The sequence below is a fragment of the Kitasatospora sp. NPDC093806 genome, assembly GCF_040683335.1.
Lineage (GTDB): Bacteria > Actinomycetota > Actinomycetes > Streptomycetales > Streptomycetaceae > Kitasatospora.
The window spans coordinates 17,277-42,287 of sequence record NZ_JBFBDO010000054.1 but is presented as its reverse complement, the minus strand read 5'-3'; the positions used below and the strand labels follow the sequence as shown (position 1 = coordinate 42,287).

General features: G+C 74.4%; 26 protein-coding genes and 1 pseudogene. 13 read left to right on the top strand and 14 right to left on the bottom strand.

Annotation, left to right across the window (positions count from 1 at the left end):
* Positions 1–76: 76 nt before the first annotated feature.
* Positions 77–403: a ferredoxin gene (gene fdxA / locus AB0N76_RS23915; RefSeq protein ID WP_030459925.1), complete on the top strand. Its 327-nt coding sequence runs from the start codon at positions 77–79 to the stop codon at positions 401–403.
* 20 nt (positions 404–423) lie between these two features.
* Entirely contained in the window at positions 424–1,581 is a 1,158-nt protein-coding gene (dapC, locus tag AB0N76_RS23910) for a succinyldiaminopimelate transaminase (RefSeq protein WP_363560066.1), read from the top strand.
* Between the two features lie 759 nt (positions 1,582–2,340).
* Here dapC and AB0N76_RS23905 read toward each other — a convergent pair.
* Together AB0N76_RS23905 and AB0N76_RS23900 are read right to left on the bottom strand one after the other, a co-directional pair.
* A pseudogene (locus AB0N76_RS23905) lies at positions 2,341–2,457 on the bottom strand (ATP-binding protein); the annotation flags it as partial.
* Positions 2,458–2,841: 384 nt separating this feature from the next.
* Positions 2,842–3,855: a hypothetical protein gene (locus AB0N76_RS23900; RefSeq protein WP_363560064.1), complete on the bottom strand. Its 1,014-nt coding sequence runs from the start codon at positions 3,853–3,855 to the stop codon at positions 2,842–2,844.
* Positions 3,856–4,000: 145 nt separating this feature from the next.
* Between AB0N76_RS23900 and dapE the strand changes: the two genes are divergently transcribed.
* Positions 4,001–5,074, top strand: a complete 1,074-nt coding sequence (dapE, locus tag AB0N76_RS23895; protein ID WP_363560062.1) for a succinyl-diaminopimelate desuccinylase — start codon at positions 4,001–4,003, stop codon at positions 5,072–5,074.
* Positions 5,075–5,186: 112 nt separating this feature from the next.
* Positions 5,187–5,996 (top strand): TIGR00730 family Rossman fold protein, encoded by an 810-nt coding sequence (locus AB0N76_RS23890; protein ID WP_363560060.1) that lies wholly within the window; start codon positions 5,187–5,189, stop codon positions 5,994–5,996.
* 14 nt (positions 5,997–6,010) lie between these two features.
* Here AB0N76_RS23890 and folP read toward each other — a convergent pair whose 3' ends face one another.
* Entirely contained in the window at positions 6,011–6,823 is an 813-nt protein-coding gene (folP, locus tag AB0N76_RS23885) for a dihydropteroate synthase (protein WP_363560100.1), read from the bottom strand.
* A gap of 156 nt (positions 6,824–6,979) precedes the next feature.
* Between folP and AB0N76_RS23880 the strand changes: the two genes are divergently transcribed.
* Complete coding sequence (locus AB0N76_RS23880; protein ID WP_363560058.1) at positions 6,980–7,435, top strand: DivIVA domain-containing protein; 456 nt, start codon at positions 6,980–6,982, stop codon at positions 7,433–7,435.
* Complete coding sequence (locus AB0N76_RS23875; RefSeq protein ID WP_363560056.1) at positions 7,432–8,049, top strand: DNA-3-methyladenine glycosylase I; 618 nt, start codon at positions 7,432–7,434, stop codon at positions 8,047–8,049. Before AB0N76_RS23880 ends, AB0N76_RS23875 begins: the two co-directional genes overlap by 4 nt.
* A 66-nt stretch (positions 8,050–8,115) precedes the next feature.
* On the opposite strand, the gene AB0N76_RS23870 is transcribed toward AB0N76_RS23875, so the two are convergent.
* Positions 8,116–8,916: an enoyl-CoA hydratase-related protein gene (locus AB0N76_RS23870; RefSeq protein WP_363560054.1), complete on the bottom strand. Its 801-nt coding sequence runs from the start codon at positions 8,914–8,916 to the stop codon at positions 8,116–8,118.
* A gap of 299 nt (positions 8,917–9,215) precedes the next feature.
* Here AB0N76_RS23870 and AB0N76_RS23865 point away from each other — a divergent pair, with 299 nt between their 5' ends.
* Positions 9,216–9,383 carry a DUF3117 domain-containing protein gene (locus AB0N76_RS23865; protein WP_014137929.1) on the top strand — a complete coding sequence of 56 codons (168 nt, stop codon included), beginning with the start codon at positions 9,216–9,218 and terminating at the stop codon, positions 9,381–9,383.
* 114 nt (positions 9,384–9,497) lie between these two features.
* On the opposite strand, the gene AB0N76_RS23860 is transcribed toward AB0N76_RS23865, so the two are convergent.
* On the bottom strand, positions 9,498–10,130 hold the full coding sequence (locus tag AB0N76_RS23860; protein WP_363560098.1) for an O-methyltransferase: 633 nt from the start codon (positions 10,128–10,130) through the stop codon (positions 9,498–9,500).
* Between the two features lie 240 nt (positions 10,131–10,370).
* On the opposite strand from AB0N76_RS23860, the gene sigE reads away from it, so the two are divergent.
* From sigE to AB0N76_RS23840, 4 genes are all read left to right on the top strand, one after another.
* Complete coding sequence (gene sigE, locus AB0N76_RS23855; protein ID WP_363560096.1) at positions 10,371–11,225, top strand: RNA polymerase sigma factor SigE; 855 nt, start codon at positions 10,371–10,373, stop codon at positions 11,223–11,225.
* Positions 11,222–12,262 carry a zf-HC2 domain-containing protein gene (locus AB0N76_RS23850; protein WP_363560052.1) on the top strand — a complete coding sequence of 347 codons (1,041 nt, stop codon included), beginning with the start codon at positions 11,222–11,224 and terminating at the stop codon, positions 12,260–12,262. The genes sigE and AB0N76_RS23850 overlap by 4 nt, the downstream gene beginning before the upstream one ends.
* 132 nt (positions 12,263–12,394) lie before the next feature.
* Complete coding sequence (locus AB0N76_RS23845; RefSeq protein WP_363560050.1) at positions 12,395–12,868, top strand: sec-independent translocase; 474 nt, start codon at positions 12,395–12,397, stop codon at positions 12,866–12,868.
* Positions 12,869–13,070: 202 nt separating this feature from the next.
* On the top strand, positions 13,071–13,748 hold the full coding sequence (locus AB0N76_RS23840; RefSeq protein WP_363560048.1) for a hypothetical protein: 678 nt from the start codon (positions 13,071–13,073) through the stop codon (positions 13,746–13,748).
* 72 nt (positions 13,749–13,820) lie between these two features.
* Here the strand turns inward: AB0N76_RS23840 and AB0N76_RS23835 are convergent, their stop codons facing one another.
* From AB0N76_RS23835 to AB0N76_RS23820, 4 genes are all read right to left on the bottom strand, one after another.
* On the bottom strand, positions 13,821–14,981 hold the full coding sequence (locus AB0N76_RS23835; protein ID WP_363560046.1) for an Mrp/NBP35 family ATP-binding protein: 1,161 nt from the start codon (positions 14,979–14,981) through the stop codon (positions 13,821–13,823).
* 56 nt (positions 14,982–15,037) lie between these two features.
* Positions 15,038–15,583 carry a DUF1003 domain-containing protein gene (locus AB0N76_RS23830; RefSeq protein ID WP_363560094.1) on the bottom strand — a complete coding sequence of 182 codons (546 nt, stop codon included), beginning with the start codon at positions 15,581–15,583 and terminating at the stop codon, positions 15,038–15,040.
* Positions 15,584–15,673: 90 nt separating this feature from the next.
* Positions 15,674–16,969 carry a CBS domain-containing protein gene (locus AB0N76_RS23825; protein WP_363560044.1) on the bottom strand — a complete coding sequence of 432 codons (1,296 nt, stop codon included), beginning with the start codon at positions 16,967–16,969 and terminating at the stop codon, positions 15,674–15,676.
* A gap of 148 nt (positions 16,970–17,117) precedes the next feature.
* Positions 17,118–17,699 (bottom strand): hypothetical protein, encoded by a 582-nt coding sequence (locus AB0N76_RS23820; RefSeq protein WP_363560042.1) that lies wholly within the window; start codon positions 17,697–17,699, stop codon positions 17,118–17,120.
* A 261-nt stretch (positions 17,700–17,960) separates the two neighbouring features.
* Here AB0N76_RS23820 and AB0N76_RS23815 point away from each other — a divergent pair, with 261 nt between their 5' ends.
* On the top strand, positions 17,961–18,806 hold the full coding sequence (locus AB0N76_RS23815; protein ID WP_363560092.1) for a DMT family transporter: 846 nt from the start codon (positions 17,961–17,963) through the stop codon (positions 18,804–18,806).
* 22 nt (positions 18,807–18,828) lie between these two features.
* On the opposite strand, the gene corA is transcribed toward AB0N76_RS23815, so the two are convergent.
* Positions 18,829–19,953, bottom strand: a complete 1,125-nt coding sequence (gene corA, locus AB0N76_RS23810) for a magnesium/cobalt transporter CorA (RefSeq protein ID WP_363560040.1) — start codon at positions 19,951–19,953, stop codon at positions 18,829–18,831.
* Between the two features lie 492 nt (positions 19,954–20,445).
* Between corA and AB0N76_RS23805 the strand changes: the two genes are divergently transcribed.
* On the top strand, positions 20,446–21,087 hold the full coding sequence (locus tag AB0N76_RS23805) for a suppressor of fused domain protein (protein ID WP_363560038.1): 642 nt from the start codon (positions 20,446–20,448) through the stop codon (positions 21,085–21,087).
* Between the two features lie 224 nt (positions 21,088–21,311).
* Here AB0N76_RS23805 and AB0N76_RS23800 read toward each other — a convergent pair whose 3' ends face one another.
* The 4 genes from AB0N76_RS23800 to AB0N76_RS23785 all read right to left on the bottom strand — a co-directional run bounded on the left by AB0N76_RS23800 (position 21,312) and on the right by AB0N76_RS23785 (position 24,806).
* The gene (locus tag AB0N76_RS23800; protein ID WP_363560036.1) at positions 21,312–22,172 is read right to left on the bottom strand and encodes a PHP domain-containing protein; all 861 of its coding nucleotides are present in this window, start codon (positions 22,170–22,172) and stop codon (positions 21,312–21,314) included.
* Positions 22,173–22,318: 146 nt separating this feature from the next.
* The gene (locus AB0N76_RS23795) at positions 22,319–22,957 is read right to left on the bottom strand and encodes a DUF6758 family protein (RefSeq protein ID WP_363560034.1); all 639 of its coding nucleotides are present in this window, start codon (positions 22,955–22,957) and stop codon (positions 22,319–22,321) included.
* 355 nt (positions 22,958–23,312) lie between these two features.
* Positions 23,313–23,459: a hypothetical protein gene (locus tag AB0N76_RS23790; RefSeq protein WP_350563393.1), complete on the bottom strand. Its 147-nt coding sequence runs from the start codon at positions 23,457–23,459 to the stop codon at positions 23,313–23,315.
* 390 nt (positions 23,460–23,849) lie between these two features.
* Positions 23,850–24,806, bottom strand: coding sequence for an alpha/beta hydrolase (locus tag AB0N76_RS23785; RefSeq protein WP_363560032.1), 957 nt, complete (start codon positions 24,804–24,806; stop codon positions 23,850–23,852).
* Between the last annotated feature and the right edge of the window lie 205 nt (positions 24,807–25,011).

Here is a 25,011-nt window from a genome sequence, read left to right as displayed (position 1 = left end):
TCGACGACGCCGCGCTCACCCGCGCACGCGAAGAAACAGAATGGGCCGCCGAGCCCTTCCGAGGAGGAACGACAGCGTGACCTACGTCATCGCGCAGCCTTGTGTCGACGTCAAGGACAAGGCGTGCATCGAAGAGTGCCCGGTTGACTGCATCTACGAGGGCGAGCGATCGCTCTACATCCACCCGGATGAGTGTGTCGACTGTGGCGCTTGCGAGCCGGTCTGCCCGGTCGAGGCGATCTTCTACGAGGACGACACGCCGGAGGAGTGGAAGGACTACTACAAGGCGAACGTCGAGTTCTTCGACGACCTCGGTTCGCCCGGTGGTGCCTCGAAGCTCGGCCTGATCGAGCGGGACCACCCGTTCATCGCCGCCCTGCCGCCGCAGAACGCCGAACACTGACGATCGGTGGCAACTGAGCTGTGAGTACCAAGAACAGCACGCACGCGCCGTTCCCGGGCCACCCGGGAGCGGCGCGCCGCGTTTCCGACCTCCTGCCGGTCTTCCCCTGGGACAAGCTGGAGCCGTACAAGAAGACCGCGCTGGCCCACCCCGGCGGGCTCTGCGACTTCTCCGTGGGCACCCCGGTCGACCCGGTCCCCGAGGTGATCCAGAAGGCGCTCGCCGCCACCACCGACACCCCGGGCTACCCGACCGTCTGGGGCCCGCCGGTGCTGCGCGAGGCCATCGCCGGCTGGCTGCACCGCCGGGTCGGCGCCGACATCGGCCCGCAGGCCGTGCTGCCGACCGTCGGCTCCAAGGAGCTGGTGGCCTGGCTGCCGACCCAGCTCGGCCTCGGCCCCGGCGACCAGGTCGCCTACCCGCGGCTGGCCTACCCGACCTACGAGGTCGGCGCCCGGCTGTGCGGCGCCGAGCCGGTCGAGTACGACTCGGTGGACGAGCTGGACGGCTCCCGGGTCCGCCTGATCTGGGTCAACTCGCCGTCCAACCCGACCGGCCGGGTGCTCGGCAAGGACGAGCTGCGCCGCGCCGTCGCCTGGGCCCGCGAGCACCGGGCGCTGCTGGTCAGCGACGAGTGCTACCTGGAGCTGGGCTGGGAGGCCGAGCCGGTCTCGGTCCTGCACCCGGACGTCTGCGGGGGCGACCACGACGGCCTGCTGGCCGTGCACTCGCTCTCCAAGCGCTCCAACCTGGCCGGCTACCGGGCCTCCTTCGTGGCGGGCGACCCGGTGGTGGTCAAGGAGCTGCTGGAGGTGCGCAAGCACGGCGGGATGATCGTGCCGGCCCCCGTCCAGGCGGCGACCGTCGCGGCGCTCGGCGACGACGCGCACGTGGCCGAGCAGCGCGAGCGGTACGCCGCCCGCCGGTCGGCGCTGCGCTCGGCGCTGGAGGCGTACGGCTTCCGGATCGAGCATTCCGAGGCCAGCCTCTACCTGTGGGCGACCCAGGACCGGCCGTGCTGGGAGACCGTGGCCGAACTCGCGGAGCTGGGCCTCCTGGTGGCGCCCGGCGACTTCTACGGTCCGGCCGGCGAGCGCTTCGTCCGGGTCGCCTTCACGGCGACCGACGAGCGGGTCGCCTCCGCCGTCGAGCGGCTGCGCGCGGCGGCCGGCAGGTAGCGGACACCGCGCGAACGAGGGGCCGGCGTCCTGGTCGTACCACCAGGACGCCGGCCCCTCGGCACGGCGGGGGAGCGGGGATCAGCCGATCGGCAGGCCGCTGAGCGAGCCGCCGTTGATGCCGCCCAGCAGGCCGCCGACCGGGCCGAGCGCGCCGGTGAGGCCGGCCAGGCCGTTCAGCGGGCTGTTCGGGCCGAGGTCGGTGCCGCCGAGGCGGTTGGCGGAGCCGTGCTCGGCCAGGCCGAGGACGTCGGCGCCGGGCAGCTCGGGCAGGCCGCCGGGGAGCGCGCGGGTGACGGAGCCGATCGGCAGCGCGCCGGTGACGGCGTCGGTGCTGGGGACGGCCTGGGTCAGGCCGCTCGCGCCCGGGACGGCCTGGGTGACGGCGCCGGCCTGGGAGAGCCCGCCGACCGGGTTGGCGCCGGCCAGCGCGCTGCGCTGCGGGCCCGCGCTGTGGCCGGTGACGGCCTCGCCGAGCTTGCCCGCCAGGGTCTTGGTGACCTTGGGGGTGACCCCGGCGAGCTGGCCGGTGGTGGCGGCGGTCTGGTCCACCGGGGCGGTCAGCGAGCTGGCCTTCTCGTTCGCCTCGGGGAGCTGGTGGGCGACGATGTTGCCGGTGGCGTCGGCGGTGGCGGGCACGCCCGCGGCGACGGTGGCGGCGCCGGTGTTCCCGGCGGCCTCACCGAGCTGGTGGGTGGTGTGCTGCAGGGTGGAACCCGCGTCGGTGTTGGTCAGCTGACCGAGCGGCGCGGCGAGGTCGCTCTTGGGCAGCAGGGCGTCGGCTGCGGACGCGGAGCCGGCCGCGACCAGCGGGGTCGCGCCGGCCGCCACGAGCAGCGCGGCCTGGGCGATCCGGCGCGTGAGGGGGTGAGACATGGGGCTCCTCGAAGGGGTCTGGGTCCGTCCCGTCCGCCGGGCGGACGACGTTGTTACCGCTTGAGAAGCCAGAAGGTTTCGGTCGGTGCAAGGAAAACGTCGGTCCGACCATCGGATCGTCGGACCAGCGCCGGGGCGGATCCGGGGCCCCGGCCGGGGGTGTGCGCGCGGGACGGGCCAAGGGAAGTGACGGTTCTGCACCCGCCCCGGTCCGGTCGGACCGCCGTCCACCCCGGTTGACGGGAATCACTCGTCCGGCGGCAACCCGGACACCAGTGCGTCAACCGGCCGGGTAAGCCCGGCCGGGCGCGGATTCAGCCCCCCGTTCGGCTCCCCGCGAGGTCCCCCGTTCGGCCCCCGTCGGATCCCCCGTCCGGTCCCCGCTCAGCCCTTCCCGGGGGCCGCCAGCGCGACCAGCACCAGCTTGGTCGAGGTCCCGGTCGGCTGCGGCTTCCAGCCGTCCTCGGACTTCGCCTTCCGCCAGACCTTCCCGTCGTACGCGACGGTCTCGATGCCCAGCTTCTGCGCCTGGGTGACCGCCCAGTGCGCCACCGCCCAGCCGCTCTGCCGCTCGGCGTCCGGGCCGGCGTCGGTGGACGCGGTCGGGTCCGGGGTCAGCGAGACGGCGTTCTCGGCGCCCTTGACCGTCGAGGTGTAGCCGGTCGCCGGGGTGACCGTGCGGCCGAACTCGCGGCGCACCCGGTCGCTCAGCACCTGCGCCCGGTCCTGGGCGGCGGCCGGCGTGGCACCGGCCGCGGCCGGGGGCGAGGCGCCGTCCTCGTCGGCGTCCGGCGCGGCGAAGTCGTGCACCACGCAGTTCAGCGCGGCCGCCTCGCGGCCGGTCAGCGCGGAGGCCAACAGGGTCGCCTTGGTCTCGTGCTTGGCGTAGGCCTGCGGGTAGCCGCTCTTCTGCACCTGCTGGGCCGCGTCGGTCAGCGGCAGCCGGGTGTAGCCGGGCACCTTGACCAGGCCGTCCAGGAACTTGTTGGTCGCGTAGACCGGGTCCATGATCTGCTGCACCGTGCCCCAGCCCTGCGAGGGGCGCTGCTGGAACAGGCCCACCGAGTCCCGGTCGCCGCCGGCCAGGTTGCGGATCTTGGACTCCTGCATCGCGGTGGCCAGCGAGATGGTCACCGCGCGGTCCGGCAGGGCGCGGGCGTGCGCGACCGCGGCGATGGTCGCCGCGTTGGCCGCCTGCGGGATCTCCAGCGTCCCCTCCCCGGCCGGGGTCTTCACCGAGCAGCCCTCGGGGGTCAGCAGCTTCTGGTCCCGCAGCCAGTACAGGCCCACCGCGACCACGGCCAGCACCAGCAGGCCGATCAGCACCGCCCGCAGCGGCCGGCGACGCTTCCGGGGCGCCGCGTCCGCGCCCTCACCACCGCTCCTCCGCCGTGCCACCGTCGCCCCTCTCCGCCGAGCTCTCCGAACCGACACCGTACCCACTCGGACGGTTGTGCGGTGACGCCAGGTTGCCGCTCCGGTGTCACAGCACCGCTACGGGGAAGCCTGCCCACGGCACCGGGCAGGACTAGGCTGGGCGACCATGAGCAGCCCGAAGACGCCCCTGGACCTCACCCTCGACGGCGGCGCGCTGACCGCCCAGCTGGTCGACTTCCCCTCCGTCAGCGGCGACGAGCAGGCGCTCGCCGACGCCGTGGAGGCCGCCCTGCGCGCCCTGCCGCACCTGACCGTCGACCGGTACGGCAACAACGTGGTCGCCCGCACCGACCTCGGCCGGTCCGAGCGCGTGGTGCTCGCCGGCCACATCGACACCGTGCCGATCGCCGACAACCTGCCCTCCCGGGTCGAGGGCGACCTGCTCCACGGCTGCGGCACCTCCGACATGAAGTCCGGCGTCGCCGTCCAGCTCCGGCTCGCCGCCACCCTGCCCGAGCCCAACCGGGACCTCACCTTCGTCTTCTACGACTGCGAGGAGGTGGAGGCCCACCGCAACGGCCTCGGCCACCTCGCCAAGGCCCACCCGGACTGGCTGGCCGCCGACTTCGCGGTGCTCATGGAGCCCAGCGGGGCGGTCGTCGAGGGCGGCTGCCAGGGCACCCTGCGCGCACAGGTCCGGCTCACCGGCGTCCGCGCCCACGCGGCCCGCGGCTGGCTCGGCGACAACGCCATCCACCACGCCGGCGAGGTGCTGCGCCGGCTCTCCGAGTACCGGGGCCGACGGGTCGAGATCGACGGGCTGGAGTACCGCGAGGGCCTCAACGCGGTGCGCATCGACGGCGGCGTGGCCGGCAACGTCATCCCCGACGAGTGCGTGGTGACGGTCAACTTCCGCTTCGCGCCGGACCGCGACGAGGCCGACGCCGAGAAGCACGTGCGCGAGGTCTTCGACGGCTTCGAGCTGACCGTCACCGACTTCGCCGAGGGCGCCCTGCCCGGGCTGAACCAGCCGGCCGCCCGGGACTTCCTGGCCGCCACCGGCGGCACCGCCCGCGCCAAGTTCGGCTGGACGGACGTGGCCCGGTTCAGCGCGCTCGGCGTCCCGGCGGTCAACTACGGCCCGGGCGAGCCGAACATGGCGCACAAGCGGGACGAGTACTGCTCGCTGAGCGCCATCGCCGAGACCGAGGAGCGGCTGCGCGCCTGGCTGACCAGCTGAGCCGGGCCGCCGGGGCGACTGTCCTACCAGCGGCTGAACGCCATCTTCCGGTTGCCCAACCGACCTTCCACCGTTGCCTGAAAACGGGGATCGCCGGGCGTAGGGTTTCGTCATGACAGGCACTGGAGACGAAAAGCACTACGGGCACGGTCCTGAGCGGGTGGGCGAGCCGCGCCCGAAGAAGGCGTGGCCCGAGAAGCAGAAGGGCCCGGTGCTGGTGCGCCGGGACCAGGTCGGCGAGAGCACCACGGACCAGCGCCTGCTGGACACCACCGGTCCCACCGACTGGCTGCACACCGACCCGTGGCGGGTGCTGCGGATCACCTCCGAGTTCGTCGAGGGCTTCGGCGCGCTGGCCGAACTCCCGTCCGCGATCAGCGTCTTCGGCTCCGCCCGGACCCCGGTCGACTCGCCCGAGTACGCGGCGGGCGTGGCGATCGGCCGGGCGCTGGCCGAGGCCGGCTACGCGGTGATCACCGGCGGCGGCCCGGGGGCGATGGAGGCGGCCAACCGGGGCGCCTCGGAGGCCGGCGGGCTCAGCGTCGGCCTCGGCATCGAGCTGCCCTTCGAGCAGGGGCTCAACGAGTTCGTCGACCTCGGGCTGAACTTCCGCTACTTCTTCGTCCGCAAGACGATGTTCGTGAAGTACGCCGAGGGCTTCGTGGTGCTGCCCGGCGGCCTCGGCACGCTGGACGAGCTGTTCGAGGCGCTCACCCTGGTGCAGACGAAGAAGGTCACCCGCTTCCCGGTCATCCTGTTCGGCAGCGAGTACTGGGGCGGGCTGGTCGACTGGCTGAAGAACACCCTGGTCGCGCAGGGCAAGGCGGCCCCGCACGACCTGGAGCTGTTCCACATCACCGACGACATCGACGAGGTCATGAAGATCCTCGCCGACGCCCGCCGGCCGGCGCACGAGATCTGATCCCGGGCGTCCGCTTACGCCAGGCCCCGGCGGGCGACCGCCGGGGGGCGGGTGCCGCGGATGGACGCCACCATGTCCAGCACCTGCCGGGTCTCCGCCACCTGGTGCACCCGGTACACCCGGGCGCCCAGCCAGGCGGAGACCGCCGTGGTCGCCAGCGTGCCCAGCAGCCGCTGGTCGACCGGCAGGTCCAGGGTCTCGCCGACGAAGTCCTTGTTGGAGAGCGAGACCAGCACCGGGAACCCGGTCGCGGTCATCTCCGGCAGCCGCCGGGTCGCCTCCAGCGAGTGCCGGGTGTTCTTCCCGAAGTCGTGCCCCGGGTCGATGATCACCGCGTCCCGCCGCACGCCCAGCTCCACCGCCCGCTCGGCCAGCCCGACGGTCACCCGCAGGATGTCCGCCATCACGTCCTCATAGCCCACCCGGTGCGGCCGGGTGCGCGGCTCGGCGCCGCCCGCGTGGGTGCAGACCAGCCCGGCGTCGTACCGGGCGGCCACCTCGGCCAGCCGCGGGTCCACCCCGCCCCAGGCGTCGTTCAGCAGGTCGGCGCCCACCTCGCAGACCGCCTCGCCGACCTCGTGCCGCCAGGTGTCGACGCTGATCACCGCCTCGGGGTGGCGCTTGCGCAGCTCGGCGACGAACGGCACCGTGCGCCGCAGCTCCTCCTCGACGGTCACCTCGTCGCCCGGCCCGGCCTTCACCCCGCCGATGTCCAGGATCGCCGCGCCCTCGGCCACCGCGCGGTCGGCGGCGGCGAACGCGGCCTCGTCGGCGAACGTGGCGCCCTTGTCGAAGAACGAGTCGGGGGTGCGGTTGACGATCGCCATGATCACCAGCTCGTCGTCACCGAATTCCCGTGGTCCCAGGCGCAGTGCCACCGATGTCTCCTCCACAGCTGCCGCGGGTGCAATGATGGCCACCGGCCCATCGGGACCATGATCCCACTCCTGTCGGGGCCGGCCGGAAAATCGGGAGGACCGCTCGTGTTCTGGGTGATCGTGGTGGCGATGGCCGTGGTGGTCGGCGGCGCCGCGCTGGTGGCGCTGGGCGGCGGCGGCTCGCTGCCCGAGGCGGTGCAGGACCGGATCTCGGCCCGGCTGCCGCAGGACCGCCCGCTCGACCAGTCCGACGTGGACGCGATCCGCCTGCCGATGGCCGTCCGCGGCTACCGGATGGACGAGGTGGACGACGTCCTCGACCGGCTGGGCGCCGAACTCGCCCACCGCGACGCGCGGATCGCCGAGCTGGAGGCGCTGGCCGCCGTCCGCGGCGCCGTCGAGGCGGTCGACCGCCCCGAGCCCGGCGCCGAGCCGCTGCCCGGCCTGGAGGCGTTCGCCAAGGTCGTCGAGCCCGCCGTCGCCCTCGGCAAGGCCCCGGCGGCCGAGCGGGGCCCGGCCGACCAGGGCCCCGAGGACGCCGAACCGGCGGCCGAGCAGTGAGCGCCGAGCCCGCGGCCGAGCCCGCGCCCGCGGCCCGGCCCACCGGTGCGGTGACCGGCCCGGACGGCCTGCTCCGCTGCGCCTGGGGCGACTCGGCGGACGACTACCGGGTCTACCACGACACCGAGTGGGGCCGCCCGGTCCACGGCGACGACGCCCTGTTCGAACGGGTCTGCCTGGAGGCCTTCCAGTCCGGGCTCTCCTGGATCACCATCCTGCGCCGCCGCGAGGGGTTCCGGGCCGCCTTCGCGGGCTTCGAGATCGCCCGGGTCGCCGAGTTCGGCCCGGCCGACGTCGAGCGGCTGCTCGGCGACACCGGGATCATCCGCAACCGGGCCAAGATCGAGGCGGCGATCGCCAACGCCCGGGTCGCCCGCGAGCTCGACGGCGGCCTCGACGCGCTGATCTGGGGCTTCGCCGGCGACCCGGACCGGCCGGCCCCCCGCACGCTGGACGAGGTGCCGGCCGTCACGCCCGAGTCCACGGCGCTGGCCAAGGCGCTGAAGAAGGCGGGCTTCCGGTTCGTCGGCCCGACCACCGCGTACGCGCTGATGCAGGCCTGCGGGCTGGTCGACGACCACCTCGCCGACTGCCACGTCCGCACCGCGCGCTGAGCCCGCGCCGGGCCCCGTGCCCGGCCCTGTGTCCGCGCCCGGCCCTGCGTCCGCGCCCGCCCTGGGTCAGCGCCCCAGGTACTCCGGCTTCTCCTTGGCGATGAAGGCGCGGACCGCGATCTTGTGGTCCTCGCTCTCGCCCGCCAGCGTCTGCAGCTCGTCCTCCTTGTCGAGCAGCTCGCTCAGCGAGTGCGACGCGCCGTACGCCAGCGACTCCTTGATCGCGCCGTACGCCACGGTCGGACCGGCCGCCAGCTCCTGGGTGAAGGCCCGGGCGGTGGCGGCCAGTTCGGCGGCCGGCACGACCTTGGTGGCCAGGCCCAGCTCCATCGCCTCGGCCGCCTTCACGGTGCGCGGCAGCATCAGCAGCTCGGTCGCCTTGGCGTGCCCGACCAGCCGGGGCAGCGTCCAGGACGCGCCGGAGTCGGCGGTCAGCGCGATCCCGGCGAAGGCCGTGTTGAAGCCGGCCGTGTCCGCGACGATCCGGAAGTCGCAGGCGAAGGCCAGCGAGGCGCCCGCCCCGGCCGCCACCCCGCCGACCGCCGCCACGGTCGGCTTGCGCATCCCGGCCAGCGCCCGCAGCAGCGGGTTGTAGTGCTCGGCGACGGTCTTCAGCGCGCCCTCGCCGGTCTCCTCGGCCCGCTTCAGCAGGCCCAGGTGCTCCTTGAGGTCCTGCCCGACGCAGAACGCCCGGTCGCCCGCGCCGGTCAGCAGCACCGCCCGCACCGCCGGGTCCTCGGCGGCCGCGGTCACCGTGTCGCGCAGCGCCACCTTGGTCGGCACGTCCAGCGCGTTCATCGCCTCGGGGCGGTTGACGGTGATGACGGCGAGGCCGCCGTCCAGCTCGTACAGCACGGAATCGGACATGGGCGAGGGCTCCCTTGCTCGTGAGCGTCGGCTCGTGATCGTCGGCTGTCAGGATGCCGGAGCACGGGGCCGCCTGGGGAGTGTGAGGTATCGCACCTTCCGGTGGCGTACGGAGTGCCACCGCGCCGGGGCTTATGCCGGGAAATGTGCGGGAATGGGTCGGTCCGGCCGATGTTGCACCGAGAGTGATGTTGGTCATCAGGCCGTGGCATGCGGGATAATGGCTTCCGATCAATGCGTTCGATACCGGCGGTGGACGGACTGCCGGTGCGTAAGCGGTTGCAGGAAGGGGAACGAGCATGGCGGCCATGAAGCCGCGGACGGGTGACGGCCCGCTCGAAGTCACCAAAGAGGGGCGGGGCATCATCATGCGCGTTCCGCTCGAAGGCGGCGGACGCCTTGTGGTGGAGCTCACGCCTGACGAGGCCGACGCCCTGGGCGAGGCCCTGAAGAAGGCCTGCGGCTGACCGCAGCGGGAGCTCGCCATCTCCTGGAGATGTGCCGACCGGGCCCGGGTACGACGATCACGTCGGCCCGGGCCCGCGTGGTTCCGCGGGACGGCTCCCCGGAGGGCCCCGGGGTCAGCGCTTGACGGCGCAGAGCAGCCCGTCCGAGACCGGCAGCAGCGCGGGCAGCAGCTCGTCGCTCTCCCGGACGTCCCGGACCAGGTCCCGCACCGACTGCGTCTGCGGGTCCTGCACCTCCGGCTCGGCCAGCCGGCCCTCCTGGAAGACGCCCTCGAAGCAGACCATCCCGCCCGGCCGCAGCAGCCGCAGCGACTCCCACAGGTACTCCCGGGACTCCGCCGGGTCCCCGTCGCAGAACACCAGGTCGTACTGGCCGTCGGCGAGCCGCGGCAGCACCTCCAGCGCCCGGCCCGGTATGAACCGCGAGCGGTTGGCCGCGAACCCGGCCGCCTGGTACGCCTCCTTGGCCAGCTGCTGGCGCACCGGCTCGGAGTCGACGGTGGTGAGCACGCCGTCCGCCCGCATGCCGCGCAGCAGGTACACCCCGGAGACGCCCGTCCCGGTGCCGATCTCGGCCACCGCCTTGGCGCCCAGCGCGGCCGCCAGCAGCCGCAGACAGGCGCCGCCGCTCGGCCCGATCGCCCGGATCCCGGTCCGCGCGGACTGCGCCCGGGCGTAGGTCAGCACCGCGTCCTCGCCGACGTAGGTGTCGGCGAGCGCCGCGCGCGCGGGCCCGAACTCGCTGATGGCTGCCTCTTTCGGAGCCCCGGGTGGCGGCCCGGCGCCGAGCGGATGTCGAGGTGGATGTCGATATTTCCTGGCACAGATTACTGGCCGGGCGGGAACCGCGTACGGCGGCGGGCCGTTGGGTGGGCAGGGAGCGGGGGAACGGGACGCTCCGGGAAGACCTCCGGGCCCCTCGATCGGGCCGGACGGGCCGGACGGGACCCCGGACACTTTTATCCGGGCTTGACGGGCGAGGTGGATATGGTGGTGGCCCTGCTGGGCAGAAGAGCCGACCGAGGAGGTGTGGCCGAGGGCGACGTCCCCGTGCGGCGGCACCCCCGCGGCACCGCGTCGATCCGTACGCCGAAGCCCGTGATGAACCAGCCTGCGCACTCCACCCTGGACCAGCCGACCGCCGCGCACGAGACGCCGGCCGCCGGTACCGCCGAGGCCCCCGCCCTCGCGACCTTCGCCGAGGGCCCCGACGCGCAGACCTGGACTCCGCCCAGCTGGGAGGAGATCGTCGAGGCGCACAGCGCCCGCGTCTACCGCCTCGCCTACCGTCTGACGGGCAACCAGCACGACGCCGAGGACCTCACCCAGGAGGTCTTCGTCCGGGTGTTCCGGTCGCTGTCCACCTACACCCCCGGCACGTTCGAGGGCTGGCTGCACCGGATCACCACCAACCTCTTCCTGGACATGGTCCGCCGCCGCCAGCGCATCCGCTTCGACGCGCTCGGCGAGGACGCGGCCGAGCGGCTGGCCTCCCGCGAGCCCAGCCCGGCCCAGCACTTCAGCGACACCCACTTCGACGCCGACGTCCAGCAGGCGCTGGACACCCTGGCGCCCGAGTTCCGCGCCGCCGTGGTGCTCTGCGACATCGAGGGCCTCTCCTACGAGGAGATCGCCGCCACGCTGGGCGTCAAGCTCGGCACCGTCCGCAGCCGCATCCACCGCGGCCGCTCGCACCTGCGCGCCGCCCTCAAGCACCGCGCCCCCGGCTCGGCCCCCGGCCGGGAGCGGCGCGGCGGCGGCGCCGAGGAGCAGCCGGTGCCGGTCGGCGCCACCGCCGGCGAGGCCGCCGCCCCGGCCGGGCGCGGGCGGAGGCGATCGTGAGCGCAACCGGCCGGTCAGGGCCGGGCCACCCCGACCCGTCCGGCCATTCCGGGGCGTCCGGCCGGACGGCCGCCCGCCGCGGCGGCTGGTCCGCGCTCGGCCGGCGCGGCCACGACGGGCCCGAGCCCGGCGCCGAGCCGCACCCCGCGCCGCCCGGTGAACCGGCGCTGCGCGCCGTCGCGGTCCGGTCCGTCGAACCCGCCGTGGAGGAGCACCACCTCGGCGAGCGGCTCTCCGGCTTCGTCGACGGCGAACTCGGCCACGACTCGCGCGAACGGGTCCAGGCCCACCTGGCGACCTGTCCGCAGTGCCTCGCCGAGGCCGACGAGGGCCGCGCCGTCAAGCACCTGCTGACCCGCACCGGCACCCCCGGCCCGTCCTCGGCGCTGATGGCCCGTCTGATGGCCGTCGGGGCGCTCCCGGAGGACGAACGGCAGCCGCCGGCCCCCGTCGACCGGCCGCGCCGGGACGACGACGACCTGCCCGGCGGCGGCGTGCCGTCCGCCGGGACCCTCGGCGGCAGCCGGCTGGACGGCGGCTCGTTCGGCCGCGGCGCCGGGGCCTCCTTCGGCGCGGGCGCGCTCGGCGCCGACGCGCCGGTACCCGGCGTCGACCCGCGCGCCTTCGGGCGCGGCGGCTCGGTGCTGCGCCCGCTGATCGGCCGGCGCGCCGCCCGCCCGGCCGTCCCGGCCCACCCGCAGCCGCTGGCCGCGGCCGCGGTCCCGGTGGTCCGGCCGGCCCCGCCGCGCGGGCGCCGCTTCGTCTTCGCCGCCGCCGGCGCCTTCTCGGTCGCCGCGGTGACGCTCGGCGGGGTCGGCGGCCTGGCCGGCCCGGGCGACGAGCAGCACGGCACCACGATCAGCCCGGCCGGCGGCACCGGCCGCAACGGCGGGATGGTCCCGATGAACGCCCAGGTGCCGGCCGTGGACCTGCCGGTCCGCCCGGTGGCGGTCACCCGGGGCGCGACCCCGCCGCACGACGTCCCGGAGCGCACCCCGAGCTCCGGCGTCGCCGGCCTGCACCACGAGAACAGATAGACCTCACCGGCCCCCGCGGCCGGGGTCATCGGCGGGTCTTCACCACGGCTTCATCACACCGGGGGTCACGGACCCGCCGATGGCCATTACGCTGTGGGGGACGTTGTCCGATCGCGAGCTTAGGGAGCTTTGGTGTTCAGCGACGTGGGCACACTGGAGATCCTGACCCTGGCCATCATGGCCATCGTGATCTTCGGTCCGGACAAGCTGCCGAAGCTGATCCAGGACACCATGGGCTTCATCAAGAAGATCCGTTCCTTCGCCGACAACGCGAAGGAGGACATCCGCAGCGAGCTCGGCCCGGAGTTCCAGGACTTCGAGTTCGAGGACCTCAACCCGAAGACCTTCGTCCGCAAGCAGCTGATGGGCGGCGACGAGGACCCGCTGGGCATCAAGGAGATGCGGGACAGCCTCGACATCCGCTCGGTGCTGGACGACAAGCCGGCCGCCGCGACCGCCGCGACCGCCGCCGCCGGGGTCAACGGCCAGGGCCGCAGCGGCAGCGTCTCCTTCGACAAGTCCGCCGCCCCGGCGGCCGCGACCGCCGCCACCGGAGCCCCGCTCCAGGCCGGCGAGCGCCCCCCGTTCGACCCCGACGCGACGTAGTCCGGTGGCGACACCCCGCCCCGCCCGGCCGCACGGCTGAGCGGGGCGGCGGCGTGTGCGCCGCTATTGTGCTGATTGTTCCCGCTGTGCCGTCCGTCACTTTCCGGCCCCTTCCGGCCCGAAGGCGGCCGGTGGGGACGCCGCGGTGCGCCACGATGGGAGCGCGCCACGGCAGGCACACGTGTGTTGAGGAGGCCCGGGGATGGACGCGACGAGTCAGGCGGTGGGGACGACGGCGACGGCCGGCGGACCGGTGGTCGGCGGGCAGGCGGGCCCGGCGGACCCGCTGGTGCCCTACCTGTCCGCCGACTTCCCCTGGTACGGCCTGGACGAGGGCTGGACCGGCCGCCGCCACCTGCTGCCCAGCGGCTTCGGCGGCCCGCGCGCCGGCGCCCACGGCACCGTCGACTACGGCAGCCTGGGCCACGGCGAGGAGCCGGCCCGCCAGTACGAGCCGCGCGACGTGCGCAAGTTCGCCGTCGTGGTCACCGTCGCCCGCCGGGACAGCCGGCGCAGCGCCGACAACACCGGCACCCTGGAGGCGACCTCCGCCTCCTCCGCGGCCTGGCTGGCCGGCTCCGGCCTGCTCGCCGCGACCTGGCCGGGCCAGCTGGACCGCGCGCTGCGCCAGGACTGGCTGGACCAGCAGTCCGCGCTCGCCTGGGACCTGGCCGACGACCTGGCCGGCCCCGGCTGGTCCACCCTCAGCCTCCCGGTGAACGGCCTGCCGCAGCCGTTCCGCTACCGCGAGTCCGAGTACGGCTGGGTGCTCGCCGGCGAGGCCCCCGGCGTGCTGCTGGGCGCCTACGGCCGCGGCGTCAGCGCCTACGGCGCCGGCTTCGCCACCGTCCCCGACCTGACCGCCTACACCCGCCCCTGAACCACCCGCCCCCGAACACGCCGACGGGCCGGCCGGTGGACACATCCACCGCCCGGCCCGTCGCGGGGTCCGTCAGAACTTGTTCTTCGGGGTGAGGCCGAGGGAGAGGCCGGAGAGGCCGCGCTGGCGGCCGCCGAGCTTGCCGGCGACGGCGCGCAGGGCGGCGCCGGCCGGGGAGTCGGGGGCGGCCAGGACGACCGGGCGGCCGTCGTCGCCGCCCTCGCGCAGCCGGACGTCGATCGGGATCGAGCCGAGCACCGGGACGGTGGCGCCGACGGTGCGGGTGAGCGCCTCCGCGACGGTCTGGCCGCCGCCGGTGCCGAACACGTCGATCATCTCGTCGCAGTGCGGGCACGGCATGCCGGACATGTTCTCGATCACGCCGACGATCTTCTGGTGGGTCTGCACCGCGATGGTGCCGGCCCGCTCGGCGACCTCGGCGGCGGCCATCTGCGGGGTGGTGACGATCAGGATCTCGGCGTTGGGGACCAGCTGGGCCACCGAGATGGCGATGTCGCCGGTGCCGGGCGGCAGGTCCAGCAGCAGGACGTCCAGGTCGCCCCAGTACACGTCGGCGAGGAACTGCTGGAGCGCGCGGTGCAGCATCGGGCCGCGCCAGACCACCGGGGCGTTGCCCGGGGTGAACATGCCGATCGAGATGACCTTCACGCCGTTCGCCTGCGGCGGCATGATCATGTCCTGGACCTGGGTGGGCTTGCCCTCGACGCCGAGCATGCGGGGCACGCTGTGGCCGTAGATGTCGGCGTCCACCACGGCGACCTTGAGGCCGTCCGCGGCCATCGCCGCCGCCAGGTTGACGGTCACCGAGGACTTGCCGACGCCGCCCTTGCCGGAGGCGACCGCGTAGACCCGGGTCAGCGTGCCGGGCTTGGCGAACGGGATCTCCCGCTCGGGGGCGCCGCCGCGCAGCAGCTGGGACAGCTCCTTGCGCTGCTCGTCGCTCATCACGTCGAGCTCGACCTCGACGCCGGTCACACCGGGGACCTTGCCGACCGCCTCGCGGACCCGGCTGACGATGGTCTCGCGCATCGGACAGCCGGAGACGGTCAGGTAGACCGCGACCCGAACGGCGCCGCCCTCGCCGATCCCGACCGATTTCACCATGCCGATCTCGGTGATCGGGCGGTTGATCTCCGGGTCGTTGACGGTCGCGAGCGCCTGGCGTACGGACTCCTCCGTGACGCCGGCCGCGACCTCTGTCTCGTTGGCCATGCCTTGATGGTACGGCGCCGCGGAGGGTGCTTAACCGGTCGGTAGCGTGCCGCCGGTCACAGCATCTCGGGGGCCTCCCGGCGGTCGTCGATCTCCTTGAGCAGCGACTGGAGTTCGGAGCGGACGAAGTCCCGGGTGGCGACCTCGCCGAGGCCCTGGCGCAGGGCGGCCACCTCGCGGGTGAGGTACTCGGTGTCGGCGATGTTGCGGTCGCTGCGGGCCCGGTCCTGCTCCATGTTGACGCGGTCCCGGTTGTCCTGCCGGTTCTGCGCCAGCAGGATCAGCGGCGCCGCGTAGGAGGCCTGGAGGGAGAGCATCAGGGTGAGGAAGATGAAGGGGTAGTCGTCGAAGCGGACGACGTCCGGCAGCAGGGTGTTCCAGACGACCCAGAGGATGATGACGACCGTCATCCAGACGATGAAGCGGCCGGTGCCGAGGAAGCGGGCGATCCGTTCGGAGAGCTTGCCGAAGGCCTCGGGGTCGTAGGCCGGCAGGGTGAGCAGGCCGGGGCGGGCGGTGCGCGGCAGGTCGAGCCGGGTGCGGGCCGGGCCGGTGGCGGCGGGCTCGGCGCGGCGGTCCCGGGCGCCCTCGCGGGTGCGCAGTTCGCGCAGCTGGCGCAGTTCCCGCAGCTCGCCCTGGAGCCGCTGGCGCGGGGACTCGTCCCGCCGGCCCTTGCGGTCAGCGTCCACCGGTCACCTCTCTCCGGTCGTCTCTCGTGGGTCGTCCCGGACGTCGGCCAGGCCGTGCAGCGCGGCCTCGCGCCAGTCGTCGGGCAGCAGGTGGTCGAGCACGTCGTCGACGGTGACCGCGCCGACCAGGTGGTCCGCCTCGTCGACGACCGGCGCGGCGACCATGTTGTAGGTCGCCAGGTAGCTGGTGATCAGCGGGAGCGGGGTGTCCGGCGGCAGCGGGTCGAGGTCGTCGTCGACCAGTGAGCCGACCAGCGTGTACGGGGGCTCGCGCAGCAGCCGCTGGAAGTGCACGGTGCCCAGGTACTTGCCGGTCGGGGTCTCGTTCGGCGGCCGGCAGACGTAGACCTGGGCGGCCAGCGCGGGCTTGTGGTCGGAGACCCGCACCCGGGCCAGCGCCTCGGCGACGGTGGCGTCCGGCTCCAGCACGATCGGCTCGGTGGTCATCAGACCGCCGGCGGTGTTCTCCTCGTAGGTCAGCAGGCGGCGGACCGGTTCGGCCTCGTCCGGCTCCATCAGCTGGAGCAGCCGCTCGGCCTCGTCGCCGGGCAGCTCGGAGAGCAGGTCGGCGGCGTCGTCCGGGTCCATCGCCTCCAGGACGTCGGCGGCCCGCTCGTCCTTCAGCTTGCCGATGATCTCGACCTGGTCGTCCTCGGGCAGCTCCTCCAGGACGTCGGCGAGCCGCTCGTCGTCGAGGGCGGCGGCGACCTCGGCGCGGCGCTTGGCCGACAGGTGGTGCATGACGTTGGCGAGGTCGGCGGGGCGCAGCTGGTCGAAGGTGGCGAGCAGGTTGGCGGCGCCCTGGTCCTCCTCGGGGAGGGCGAAGCCGGTGACGTCCTGCCAGTCCAGGGTGAGCGTCTCGCCGCGCGCCTTGCGCAGCCGGCCGACCCGGCCGACCTGCACGAAGACCTTGCCGATCTCCCACTCGCGCAGCCGGGTCTGGGTCATCGCGACGTCCAGGACGGTGACCTGCTGGCCGGTCTTGGTCCAGGTGACGGTGCGGTCGAGCAGTTCGGCGAGGACCAGGGTCTCGGCGGGGCGCTGTTCGAAGCGGCGCATGTTGATCACGCCGGTGCTGATCACCTGGGCGGACTCCAGGCTGGTCACCCGGGTCATCGGCAGGAAGATCCGGCGCCGGCCGACCACCTCGATCACCAGCCCGAGCACCCGGGGCGGGCGGCCGCCGATCCGCAGCGCGACCACGACGTCCCGGACCCGGCCGACCTGGTCGCCGTTCGGGTCGAAGACGGCGATGCCGGAGAGGTGCGAGATGAAGACCCGGTTGCCTGGCCCTGCCATGGACTGTGGACTCCCTCGCCTCGCTCGACGCCCGGTCGGGCGCGGCGGGCACGCCCCGCGGCTCAGGCTACCCGGGCGAACGTGGACGAGCCCGGTGAAAGCAGGGCGAATCGGGCGTCAGGGGGACGGTGGAGCCGGCGGAGGGGCCTCAGCCCTTGCGGCGCTTGAACACCAGCTTCGGCAGACCGGCCGGGATCGGGCGGCGGGTGGTCGCCGTGGTGGGCATCGGGGCCGTGGCGTGCGAACCGTCCGGCATCGCGCCCGGGCGCTCGGTGAGCGGGCCGCCCGCCGCGCCGCCCGCCGTACCGTCGGCGCCGACCGGCTCCAGCCGCAGCACCCGGCACTCGCGGGCCCAGCGGTCGGCGATGGTGTCGGTGTCGGGCGCGTTCAGCCGCTTGCCCTTGAGCTCCTCGACGGCGCCCAGCCAGGCCTCGCCCCGCGGGGCCAGCTCGACCACCCGGGCCGGCCAGCCGGTCAGCCGGCCGCCCTTGTCCTTGCTGCGGACGGTCACCGTCGCGCCCGCCCCGCCGGCCAGGCCGTGCAGCGGCTGCTCACCGCCGTCGCCGACCACCACCACCGCGCCGTCGTGCCAGGCATGCCAGAGCGCGCGGGCGTGCTGCTGGCCGTCGGCCCGGACCCAGAGCAGGCCGGACTTCTTCGCGGCCTCCTCCAGCAGGGCCCGGTCGAGGAAGTCGTCGGCGGTCGCGGCTGCGGCAGGCGTACGGTCCATGGCGCACAGCGTATGCCCTGGGGTGCGCCCGGCGTGTCTCGCGGTTCGGGCGACAGTTCCGTGACCGGCGCACGGGCCTTACCGTAGGAGCGGCCCGACCCCGGACCCGCGGCCCGACCCCGGACCCGCCCCGCAGCACCGACCGACCAGAGGAGCGCCGTGCCCGCCGCCCGGTCCGAGACCGCCCCCGCCGCCCGACCGGCGACCGCCGCCCCCGCGCCGCTCGACGGCGCCCCCGCGCGTCCGCTCCCCAGGACCGACCTGCTGCTGCTCGCCGTCTCGGTCGCTGGCATCTCGCTCTCCGCGCCGCTGATCAGCGCCACCGCCGCGCCCGCCCTGGCCATCGCCTTCTGGCGCAACGTCATGTCGGTCGGCGTGCTCGGCCCCTACGCCCTGCTGCGCCACCGCGCCGAACTGCGCGCCATCCCCCGGCGCGCCCTGCTGCTGGCGATGGCGGCCGGCGCGCTGCTGGCCGTCCACTTCGCGCTCTGGATGCCCAGCCTGCGGATGACCTCGGTGGCCTCGGCGACCGCCCTGGTCACCACCACCCCGCTCTGGACCATCCTGCTGATGCGGCTGCTCGGCGTCCGGGCGCCCCGGCTGGTCTGGGCCGGTACGGCGGTGGCCTTCACCGGCGTCCTGGTGCTCACCGGCGTCGACCTCACGCTCTCCCCGCGCGCCCTGGCCGGCGACGCGCTGGCGCTCGGCGCGGGCCTCGCCGCCGCCGGGTACATGCTGCTCGGCGCCGAGGTCCGGCGCACCGTCAGCACCACCGCGTACACGCTGGTCTGCTACGCGACCACGGCGGCGGTCCTGCTCGCGGTCTGCCTGGTCGCCGACGCGCCGCTGTCCGGCTGGCCGGCCGGCGTCTGGTGGCAGATCGTGCTGCTGATGGTCACCGCCCAACTGCTGGGCCACTCGCTCAGCAACCGGGTGGTGCGCACCCTCGGCCCCTCGGTCACCTCCACCGCGATCCTGCTGGAGACGCCGGGCGCCGCGCTGATCGCCGCCCTCTGGCTCGGCCAGTGGCCCCCGGCCGCCGCCTACCCGGCGGTGGTGCTGATCCTGCTCGGCCTGGTCCTGGTCGCCCGGGCGGACCGCCGCTAGCGGGCCGCCGGGCGGGGTGGGCTCAGAGCCAGCCGTTGCGGCGGAAGCCCCGGTACATGCCGACGCAGATCAGCACCACGCTGCCGAGCACCATCGGGTAGCCGTACTTGTGGTGGAGCTCCGGCATGTAGTCGAAGTTCATCCCGTACACGCCGGTGATCATGGTCGGCACGGCGAAGATCGCCGCCCAGGCGGTGATCTTGCGCATGTCCTCGTTCTGCGCCACCGACACCTGCGCCAGGTTCGCCTGGAGCAGCGAGTTCAGCAGCTCGTCGAAGCCGTGCACCTGCTCGGTGACCCGCGCCAGGTGGTCGGCCACGTCCCGGAAGTACTTCTGGATCTCCGGGTCGACCAGCCGCTGCAACGGCTCCGAGAGCTGCTGCATCGGCCGCAGCAGCGGCGCCACCGCCCGCTTGAACTCCAGCACCTCGCGCTTGAGCTGGTACACCCGCCCGACGTCGGTGCCCCGGCCGCCCCGGTTGGAGAACACGTCGAACTCGATCTCGTCGACGTCGGTCTGCAGCCGGTCGGCGACCAGCAGGTAGTTGTCCACCACCTGGTCGGCGATCGCGTGCAGCACCGCCGACGGGCCCTTGGCGAGCAGCCCGGAACCGTCCGCGTCGGCCTCCAGCCGGTGCCGCAGCTCCTTCAGCGAGCTGTGCCCGCCGTGCCGCACGGTGATCACGAAGTCCCGCCCCGCGAACACCATCAGCTCGCCGGTCTCCACCACCTCGCTGGTCGGGGTGAGCTGGTCGTGGTCGACGTACCGGATCGTCTTGAAGACGGCGAACAGCACGTCGTCGTACCGCTCGACCTTCGGCCGCTGGTGCGCGTGCACCGCGTCCTCCACCGCCAGCGGGTGCAGCCCGAACCGCTGCGCGATGCCCTCGAACTCGGCCTCGGTCGGCTCGTGCAGCCCGATCCAGCTGAACGAGCCGTCGCCCTCCGGCAGTTGCTTCGACGCCTTGACCAGCCGGGCCGCGTCGCGCGGGCTGCACGTCTCGCCGTGCCGCCGGCCGTGCTGGTAGACCGCGCAGTCGACCACGGCCGACGGCGTCTGACCCGGGTGGATGGTGTCGAACACCGCCGCCGCGGAGCGACGGCGGTTGGTGCGGACGGCTGCGCGCAGGCTGTTGATCATCGACATGGCAGGCTCCCTTGGGCAGGAACCGCCGCACGGCGGCGCGGTGACAGGTGGCCGTGGTGCGACGGCGGAGGAACACCGATGGAATCCGGCGCCTGCGGTCGGTCCTCGGCCTTGCTGGGGCACGCGGAACGGAACGACCGGACGTCGGTGAGGGTGCTCTCCCGGCCGGACCGGAAACCGCCGTGCCGACTGCACGGGGCGGCTGGTCCAGGTGGTGCCGAAACATCCCGGCGATCGCCGAGGTTTCTCAGGCCCGCTGTTTCAGCCCGTGTGACGAGGGGTACGGGGAAGGCGTCCGGGCCGGGTAGAGCTGCCGGTACTGCATGGTCGGCTGGTATCCACCGCAACCACCTCCTTCGCGCCGCTGCCCCGGGAGTGTGAGGATCCCCGGTAGCCAGTCGCTCACACTAACATCCGACCGGCCTTTGCCGCGCCCGCGTTCGCGTAAAGGCCGTGCCAACAGCGCGGATGCCGCGGGTTACGCTCACCGGCATGGCCCACGACTTCCCGCTCTTCGGCGACCCCTCCGGCAGCAGCCCGCACGGCCCCTCCCGGGACGCGGTGCTGGCCGCCGTCGAGGCCCGGCTGCTCACCACCTTCGGCGAGCCGAGCGGCCGCGCCGCCGTCACCTTCCTCGGCACCGACCGGATCGAGGTGCTGCGCTTCGGCCCCGACGCCGAGGGCCTGGTCCGCTACGCCACCCTCGGCATGGCCGCCGCGCCGATGGCCGACCCGACCGCGACGGTCGCCGACCAGGTCCGGGGGCCGCGCGTCGAACTGGTCCTGACGGTCCGTGGGGGCCGGGACAGCGTGCTCCGCTCGCTCGCCACCTTCGCCGCGACGCCGCAGGTGGAGGGGCTGGTGGTGGCGCCCGGCGGCTCGCTGGACCTCGGCGCCCCGCTCTGGGACGGCGCGCCGTTCACCTCCGTCCTGGCGGCGGAGCCCGGCGGCCTGGTCGAGGACCTGGCGCTGGACGAGCCGGCCGACCCGGTCCGCTTCCTGCCGCTGCTGCCGATGACCCCCAACGAGGCCGGCTGGAAGCGGGTGCACGGCGCGGCGGCGCTGCAGGAGCGCTGGCTCCAGCACGGCACCGACCTGCGCGACCCGGACCGGCGCGGCGTCCGGCTGGACTGAGTCGGTGTCAGGGCGGCGGGGGTGACCCTGGGCGGCTGGTTGCGGTGCTCGGGCGCGCGTCCGCCGGCCCGCGACGCCGGGCGCTCCCGCGGGCCCGCGTGCGCCCCGTCGGCGTGCTCCGGGCGGCCGGGCGCGCTCCGGGGGTGAGCACCGGAGCGAGCACCGGGGCGAGTGCCGGCAGGGGTTGCCCGCCGACGCTCCCCCCGGAGGCTCCCCGGCCGCGCTCAGCCGCCGATCGGCTTCGCGCCCGTCGCCTGCCCCACCAGCGCCTCGTAGACCGCCGGGTCGGTGGTGTGCTCACCGAGCCGGACCGTCTTGCGGGCGCCGTGGTAGTCGCTGGACCCGGTGGTCAGCAGCCCCAACTCGGCCGCCAGGCCGCGCAGATGATCGCGGGCGGCCTCGTCGTGGTCGATGTGGTCGACCTCCAGCCCGGCCAGCCCGGCCGCCGCGAGGTCGGCGATGACCTGGTCGGAGACCGTCCGCCCGCGCTTCACCGCCCCCGGGTGGGCGAAGACCGGCACCCCGCCGGCCGCCCGGACCAGCCGGACCGCCGTCACCGGGTCGGTCTCGTGCTTGCGCACGTCCGCCCGCCCGCCGTTGGCCAGCCAGTCCGCCGTGAACGCGTCCGACACCGTGGCCACCACGCCCGCCTCGACCAGCGCGCTGGCGATGTGCGGGCGGCCCACCGAACCGGCCCCGGCGATCCGCTCCACCTGCTCCCAGCTGATGTCCGCGCCCAGCTCGCGGCAGCGCTCGACGATCGCCCGCCCGCGCCGGAACCGGTCGGTGCGCACCAGCTCGCGCTCCGCCGCGAAGGCGGGCTCGGCCGGGTCGAACAGGTAGGCCAGCAGGTGCATCGAGACGTCGCCCACCACGCAGGAGAGCTCGGCGCCCGGGACCAGGGTCAGCCGGGTGCCGGCCGGCAGCGCGTGCACCGCGTCGGCCGCCTCGGTGTGGCCCGCCACCGTGTCGTGGTCGGTCAGCGCCACCACGTCCAGACCGGCCGCGACCGCCGCCGCGACCAGTTCGGCCGGGCTGTCCGTGCCGTCGGAGGCGTTGCTGTGGGCGTGGAGGTCGATGCGCACGGGCGGTGCTCCCTGGATGGCCGGCGCCGGGACGGCGCACCGGAGCGGCGCCGGGTCGGCCGGGTGCCGCCCAGGATAGTGCGGCGCGCGGCCCGGCCCGGGCGGTCCCGGCGGCGCGGGTTCGGACGGGTCCGGGTCGTGGGCGGTCAGCCCAGCAGGCGGGGGGAGAGCGCCCCGCAGGGCAGCAGGTCCAGTTCGGCGCCGGCCTCCCGCAGGTCGGTCAGCACCAGCTCGTCGTACATCACCAGCGCCGACTGCTCCGGCCAGGCCACCGCCCAGAGCCAGAGGCCGCGCGCCTCGCCGACGAAGACGGCGCGGTCGGCCGGGGCGTCCGGCACGTGGAACATCGGGGTGGGCCGGCCGGCCGCCAACAGCTTGGCGTCGGCGGGCTTGTAGAGGGCCACCGACTCGCCCGGATCGGGCCCGGACAGCCCCGCGTACCGGGCGCCGAGCCCCACGCCCAGCTCCTCGGCGACCAGCACCAGCTCACCGAAGCCGCCCAGTGGCGCCGGACCGGAACAGGCGACGGCGGTCGCCCGGGCCCCCGAGACGTCGTCGCCGACGTGCGCGATGCCGGTGTAGAGCCAGCCCACCGGGAGCGGCCAGGGCATCCAGACGGGCACCTGGGAACGGGCGACGGCCACGCCCAGCGCCTCCACGCTCGGGGGCAGTACCGGTTGCATCGGGTGCACGGCGCCGTGCCGGTCGCACTGCCAGGTGTCTGAGAACAGACCGGGGGCGCGGACCCGACCGGCGCACCTCGGGCAGCTTGGCTCGCCCCTCATAGCCGACAACGCTCCTCCCTCCGGACCGCCGCGTCAAGGACGATCACCCGTACGGAGGGCGGCTCGGCGGCACCTGTCGGTGGCGGGCGCGTCCGTCCGGCGCGGGGTGGGCGCGGTGCGGGCGGCTCTCGTTGGGGGATGTCCAGCGACGGGCGGCGGCAAACGTCGAGGGCCGCGCGCCGGGGTGCGCCGGGGTGTTCCGGGCGGGGCGCCGACGTCCGCGCCCGAACAGACTGACGCCCCGTTGTCGCTGGTGCGATGACGGGGCGTCAGTCGGGTATCGGGACGTCCGGATCGGACGCGCCGGGATCGTCGGCGGCGGGGGCGGGCTCGTGGTCCCGGGCGCCGCGCCTGGTCAGACGGTCGGGCACGGACGGATGAGCAGGCGTTCGCCGGTGCGGGCGGCGGCCTGGACGAGCTCGCGGACGGTTTCGGCGTCGGCGATCAGGCGGTCGGTGGCGGTGCCGTGGGCGTCGTCCAGTCGGAGAATCTCGAAGCGCATGGGCCTCTCCTTTCCTGGCCCCGCCGTGCGGGGCGTCCGTGGCTGAGTCGGTATCAGCCCTTTCGGGGTCTGTCGGGTCGAACGGTCGACCAGCTGTCGCGGCAAAGAGGGCTCCCCCCTGCTTGCCAAGGGCGTCTGGGTCCCTCGTGAACCACCATGCGGTGGCGCTGCTACCGGGCCGTTGCCCGTCCGTAAAGTCCTGGTTTCGGAGGTGTCGCGTCGATGGCACCGCGACGTCACTGTCGACGATGCTTCCAGGACCGAATCAAATATTACCGCAACTAACGAATTTTGTCGCGCCCCCTTGTACCAGGTCGCTCCGGGAGGTGCCCTGGTGGGGGTGGGGGGAACGGGTGGAGTGGGCGGGTTGGGCGGGGCGGGCGGGCCGGATCAGGCCCAGAAGGCCAGCAGCGCCTCGGCGGTGGCGGCGGGCCGCTCGGCGTTGGGGGAGTGGCCGGCGTCCGCGACCACCACCCGGCGGGCGCCCAGCCGCTCCGCCATCGCGGTCTGCTCCGGCACCGGCCAGGCGTAGTCCCGCACGCCGGAGAGCACCAGGGCGGGCAGTCCGGCGGCCACCGCGGCGGCCAGCTCGTCCACCCGGTCCGGTGCGGCGATCAGGTGGCCGCCGGTGGTGATCAGCGACTGCGGGACGTTGGCCAGCCAGCGCCGGTGCAGGAACGCGGCCACCTCGGGGGAGGGGCGGCGCGCGCGGTCCCCACTGGCCTCCTCCATGTCCTGCATCACCTGCCAGATCTGCTCCAGACTCATCGACGGCAGCACGTCGACCAGCAGTTTGGTCTTCTCCGCCTCGCCCGGTTCGATCGTCCCGGGGCCGGTGGACATCAGCGTCAGCGACGCCCACGGCAGTACTCCGGCGGCCCCCGCCGGCGCGGCTCCGCCCGGGACGTCCCCGCTCGACGCGGCCCCACCCGATGCGGCTCCACCCGATGCGGCCTCGGCCAGGACGGCCTCGCGGACCACCTGGCCGCCGAAGGAGTGGCCCAGCAGGTGCAGCGGCCCGGTGCCGTCCTCGCGCAGCAGCGCGGCGGTGAGCGCCCGCACGTCCGCGCCCAGCGCGGCCACCGCGTAGGCGGCCGGGTCGTCCGGCCCGCCGGTGTCGAGCTGTCCGCGCTGGTCGACCGCCGTCACCCGGTAGCCGGCCGCGGCGAGCGGCTCCAGCAGCGCGATGAAGTCCTCCTTGCTGCCGGTGAAGCCGGGCACCAGCAGGGCGGAGCCGCGTACCGCCCCGGCGGGCTCCGCCCGCAGCGCGGCGAACTCCCCGCGCGCCGTCGTCACCCGCAGCGCACGCGCGCAGGCGGGAAGGGTGAGGAACGGCGGCGTGCTCATGGACGGACCTCCGACGGCCGGGCGCGGTGAACTGACGGGTAACCCCGAGCCTACGGCCTGTCAGTCCCGCCGAATATGTCGACCGGTCTACTTAAACGGCTGCTCAGGGCCGGTTCTCTGTAGACCGGTCTACTGATTTCGAGCCGCCCAGCCAAGAATATGTAGACCGGTCCACAGAATTATGTAGACCGGTCTACAGAACGCC

Coding starts and splice junctions, on each gene's coding strand:
- AB0N76_RS23805 (WP_363560038.1), top strand. CDS start 20,446: ATGGCCCACGACTTCCCGCTCTTCGGCGACCCCTCCGGCAGCAGCCCG.
- AB0N76_RS23820 (WP_363560042.1), bottom strand. CDS start 17,699: ATGGACCGTACGCCTGCCGCAGCCGCGACCGCCGACGACTTCCTCGAC.
- AB0N76_RS23790 (WP_350563393.1), bottom strand. CDS start 23,459: ATGCGCTTCGAGATTCTCCGACTGGACGACGCCCACGGCACCGCCACC.
- AB0N76_RS23865 (WP_014137929.1), top strand. CDS start 9,216: ATGGCGGCCATGAAGCCGCGGACGGGTGACGGCCCGCTCGAAGTCACC.
- AB0N76_RS23795 (WP_363560034.1), bottom strand. CDS start 22,957: ATGAGGGGCGAGCCAAGCTGCCCGAGGTGCGCCGGTCGGGTCCGCGCC.
- folP (WP_363560100.1), bottom strand. CDS start 6,823: ATGGCGATCGTCAACCGCACCCCCGACTCGTTCTTCGACAAGGGCGCC.
- AB0N76_RS23840 (WP_363560048.1), top strand. CDS start 13,071: ATGGACGCGACGAGTCAGGCGGTGGGGACGACGGCGACGGCCGGCGGA.
- AB0N76_RS23870 (WP_363560054.1), bottom strand. CDS start 8,916: ATGTCCGATTCCGTGCTGTACGAGCTGGACGGCGGCCTCGCCGTCATC.
- sigE (WP_363560096.1), top strand. CDS start 10,371: ATGGTGGTGGCCCTGCTGGGCAGAAGAGCCGACCGAGGAGGTGTGGCC.
- AB0N76_RS23785 (WP_363560032.1), bottom strand. CDS start 24,806: ATGAGCACGCCGCCGTTCCTCACCCTTCCCGCCTGCGCGCGTGCGCTG.
- AB0N76_RS23835 (WP_363560046.1), bottom strand. CDS start 14,981: ATGGCCAACGAGACAGAGGTCGCGGCCGGCGTCACGGAGGAGTCCGTA.
- dapE (WP_363560062.1), top strand. CDS start 4,001: ATGAGCAGCCCGAAGACGCCCCTGGACCTCACCCTCGACGGCGGCGCG.
- AB0N76_RS23890 (WP_363560060.1), top strand. CDS start 5,187: ATGACAGGCACTGGAGACGAAAAGCACTACGGGCACGGTCCTGAGCGG.
- corA (WP_363560040.1), bottom strand. CDS start 19,953: ATGTCGATGATCAACAGCCTGCGCGCAGCCGTCCGCACCAACCGCCGT.
- AB0N76_RS23825 (WP_363560044.1), bottom strand. CDS start 16,969: ATGGCAGGGCCAGGCAACCGGGTCTTCATCTCGCACCTCTCCGGCATC.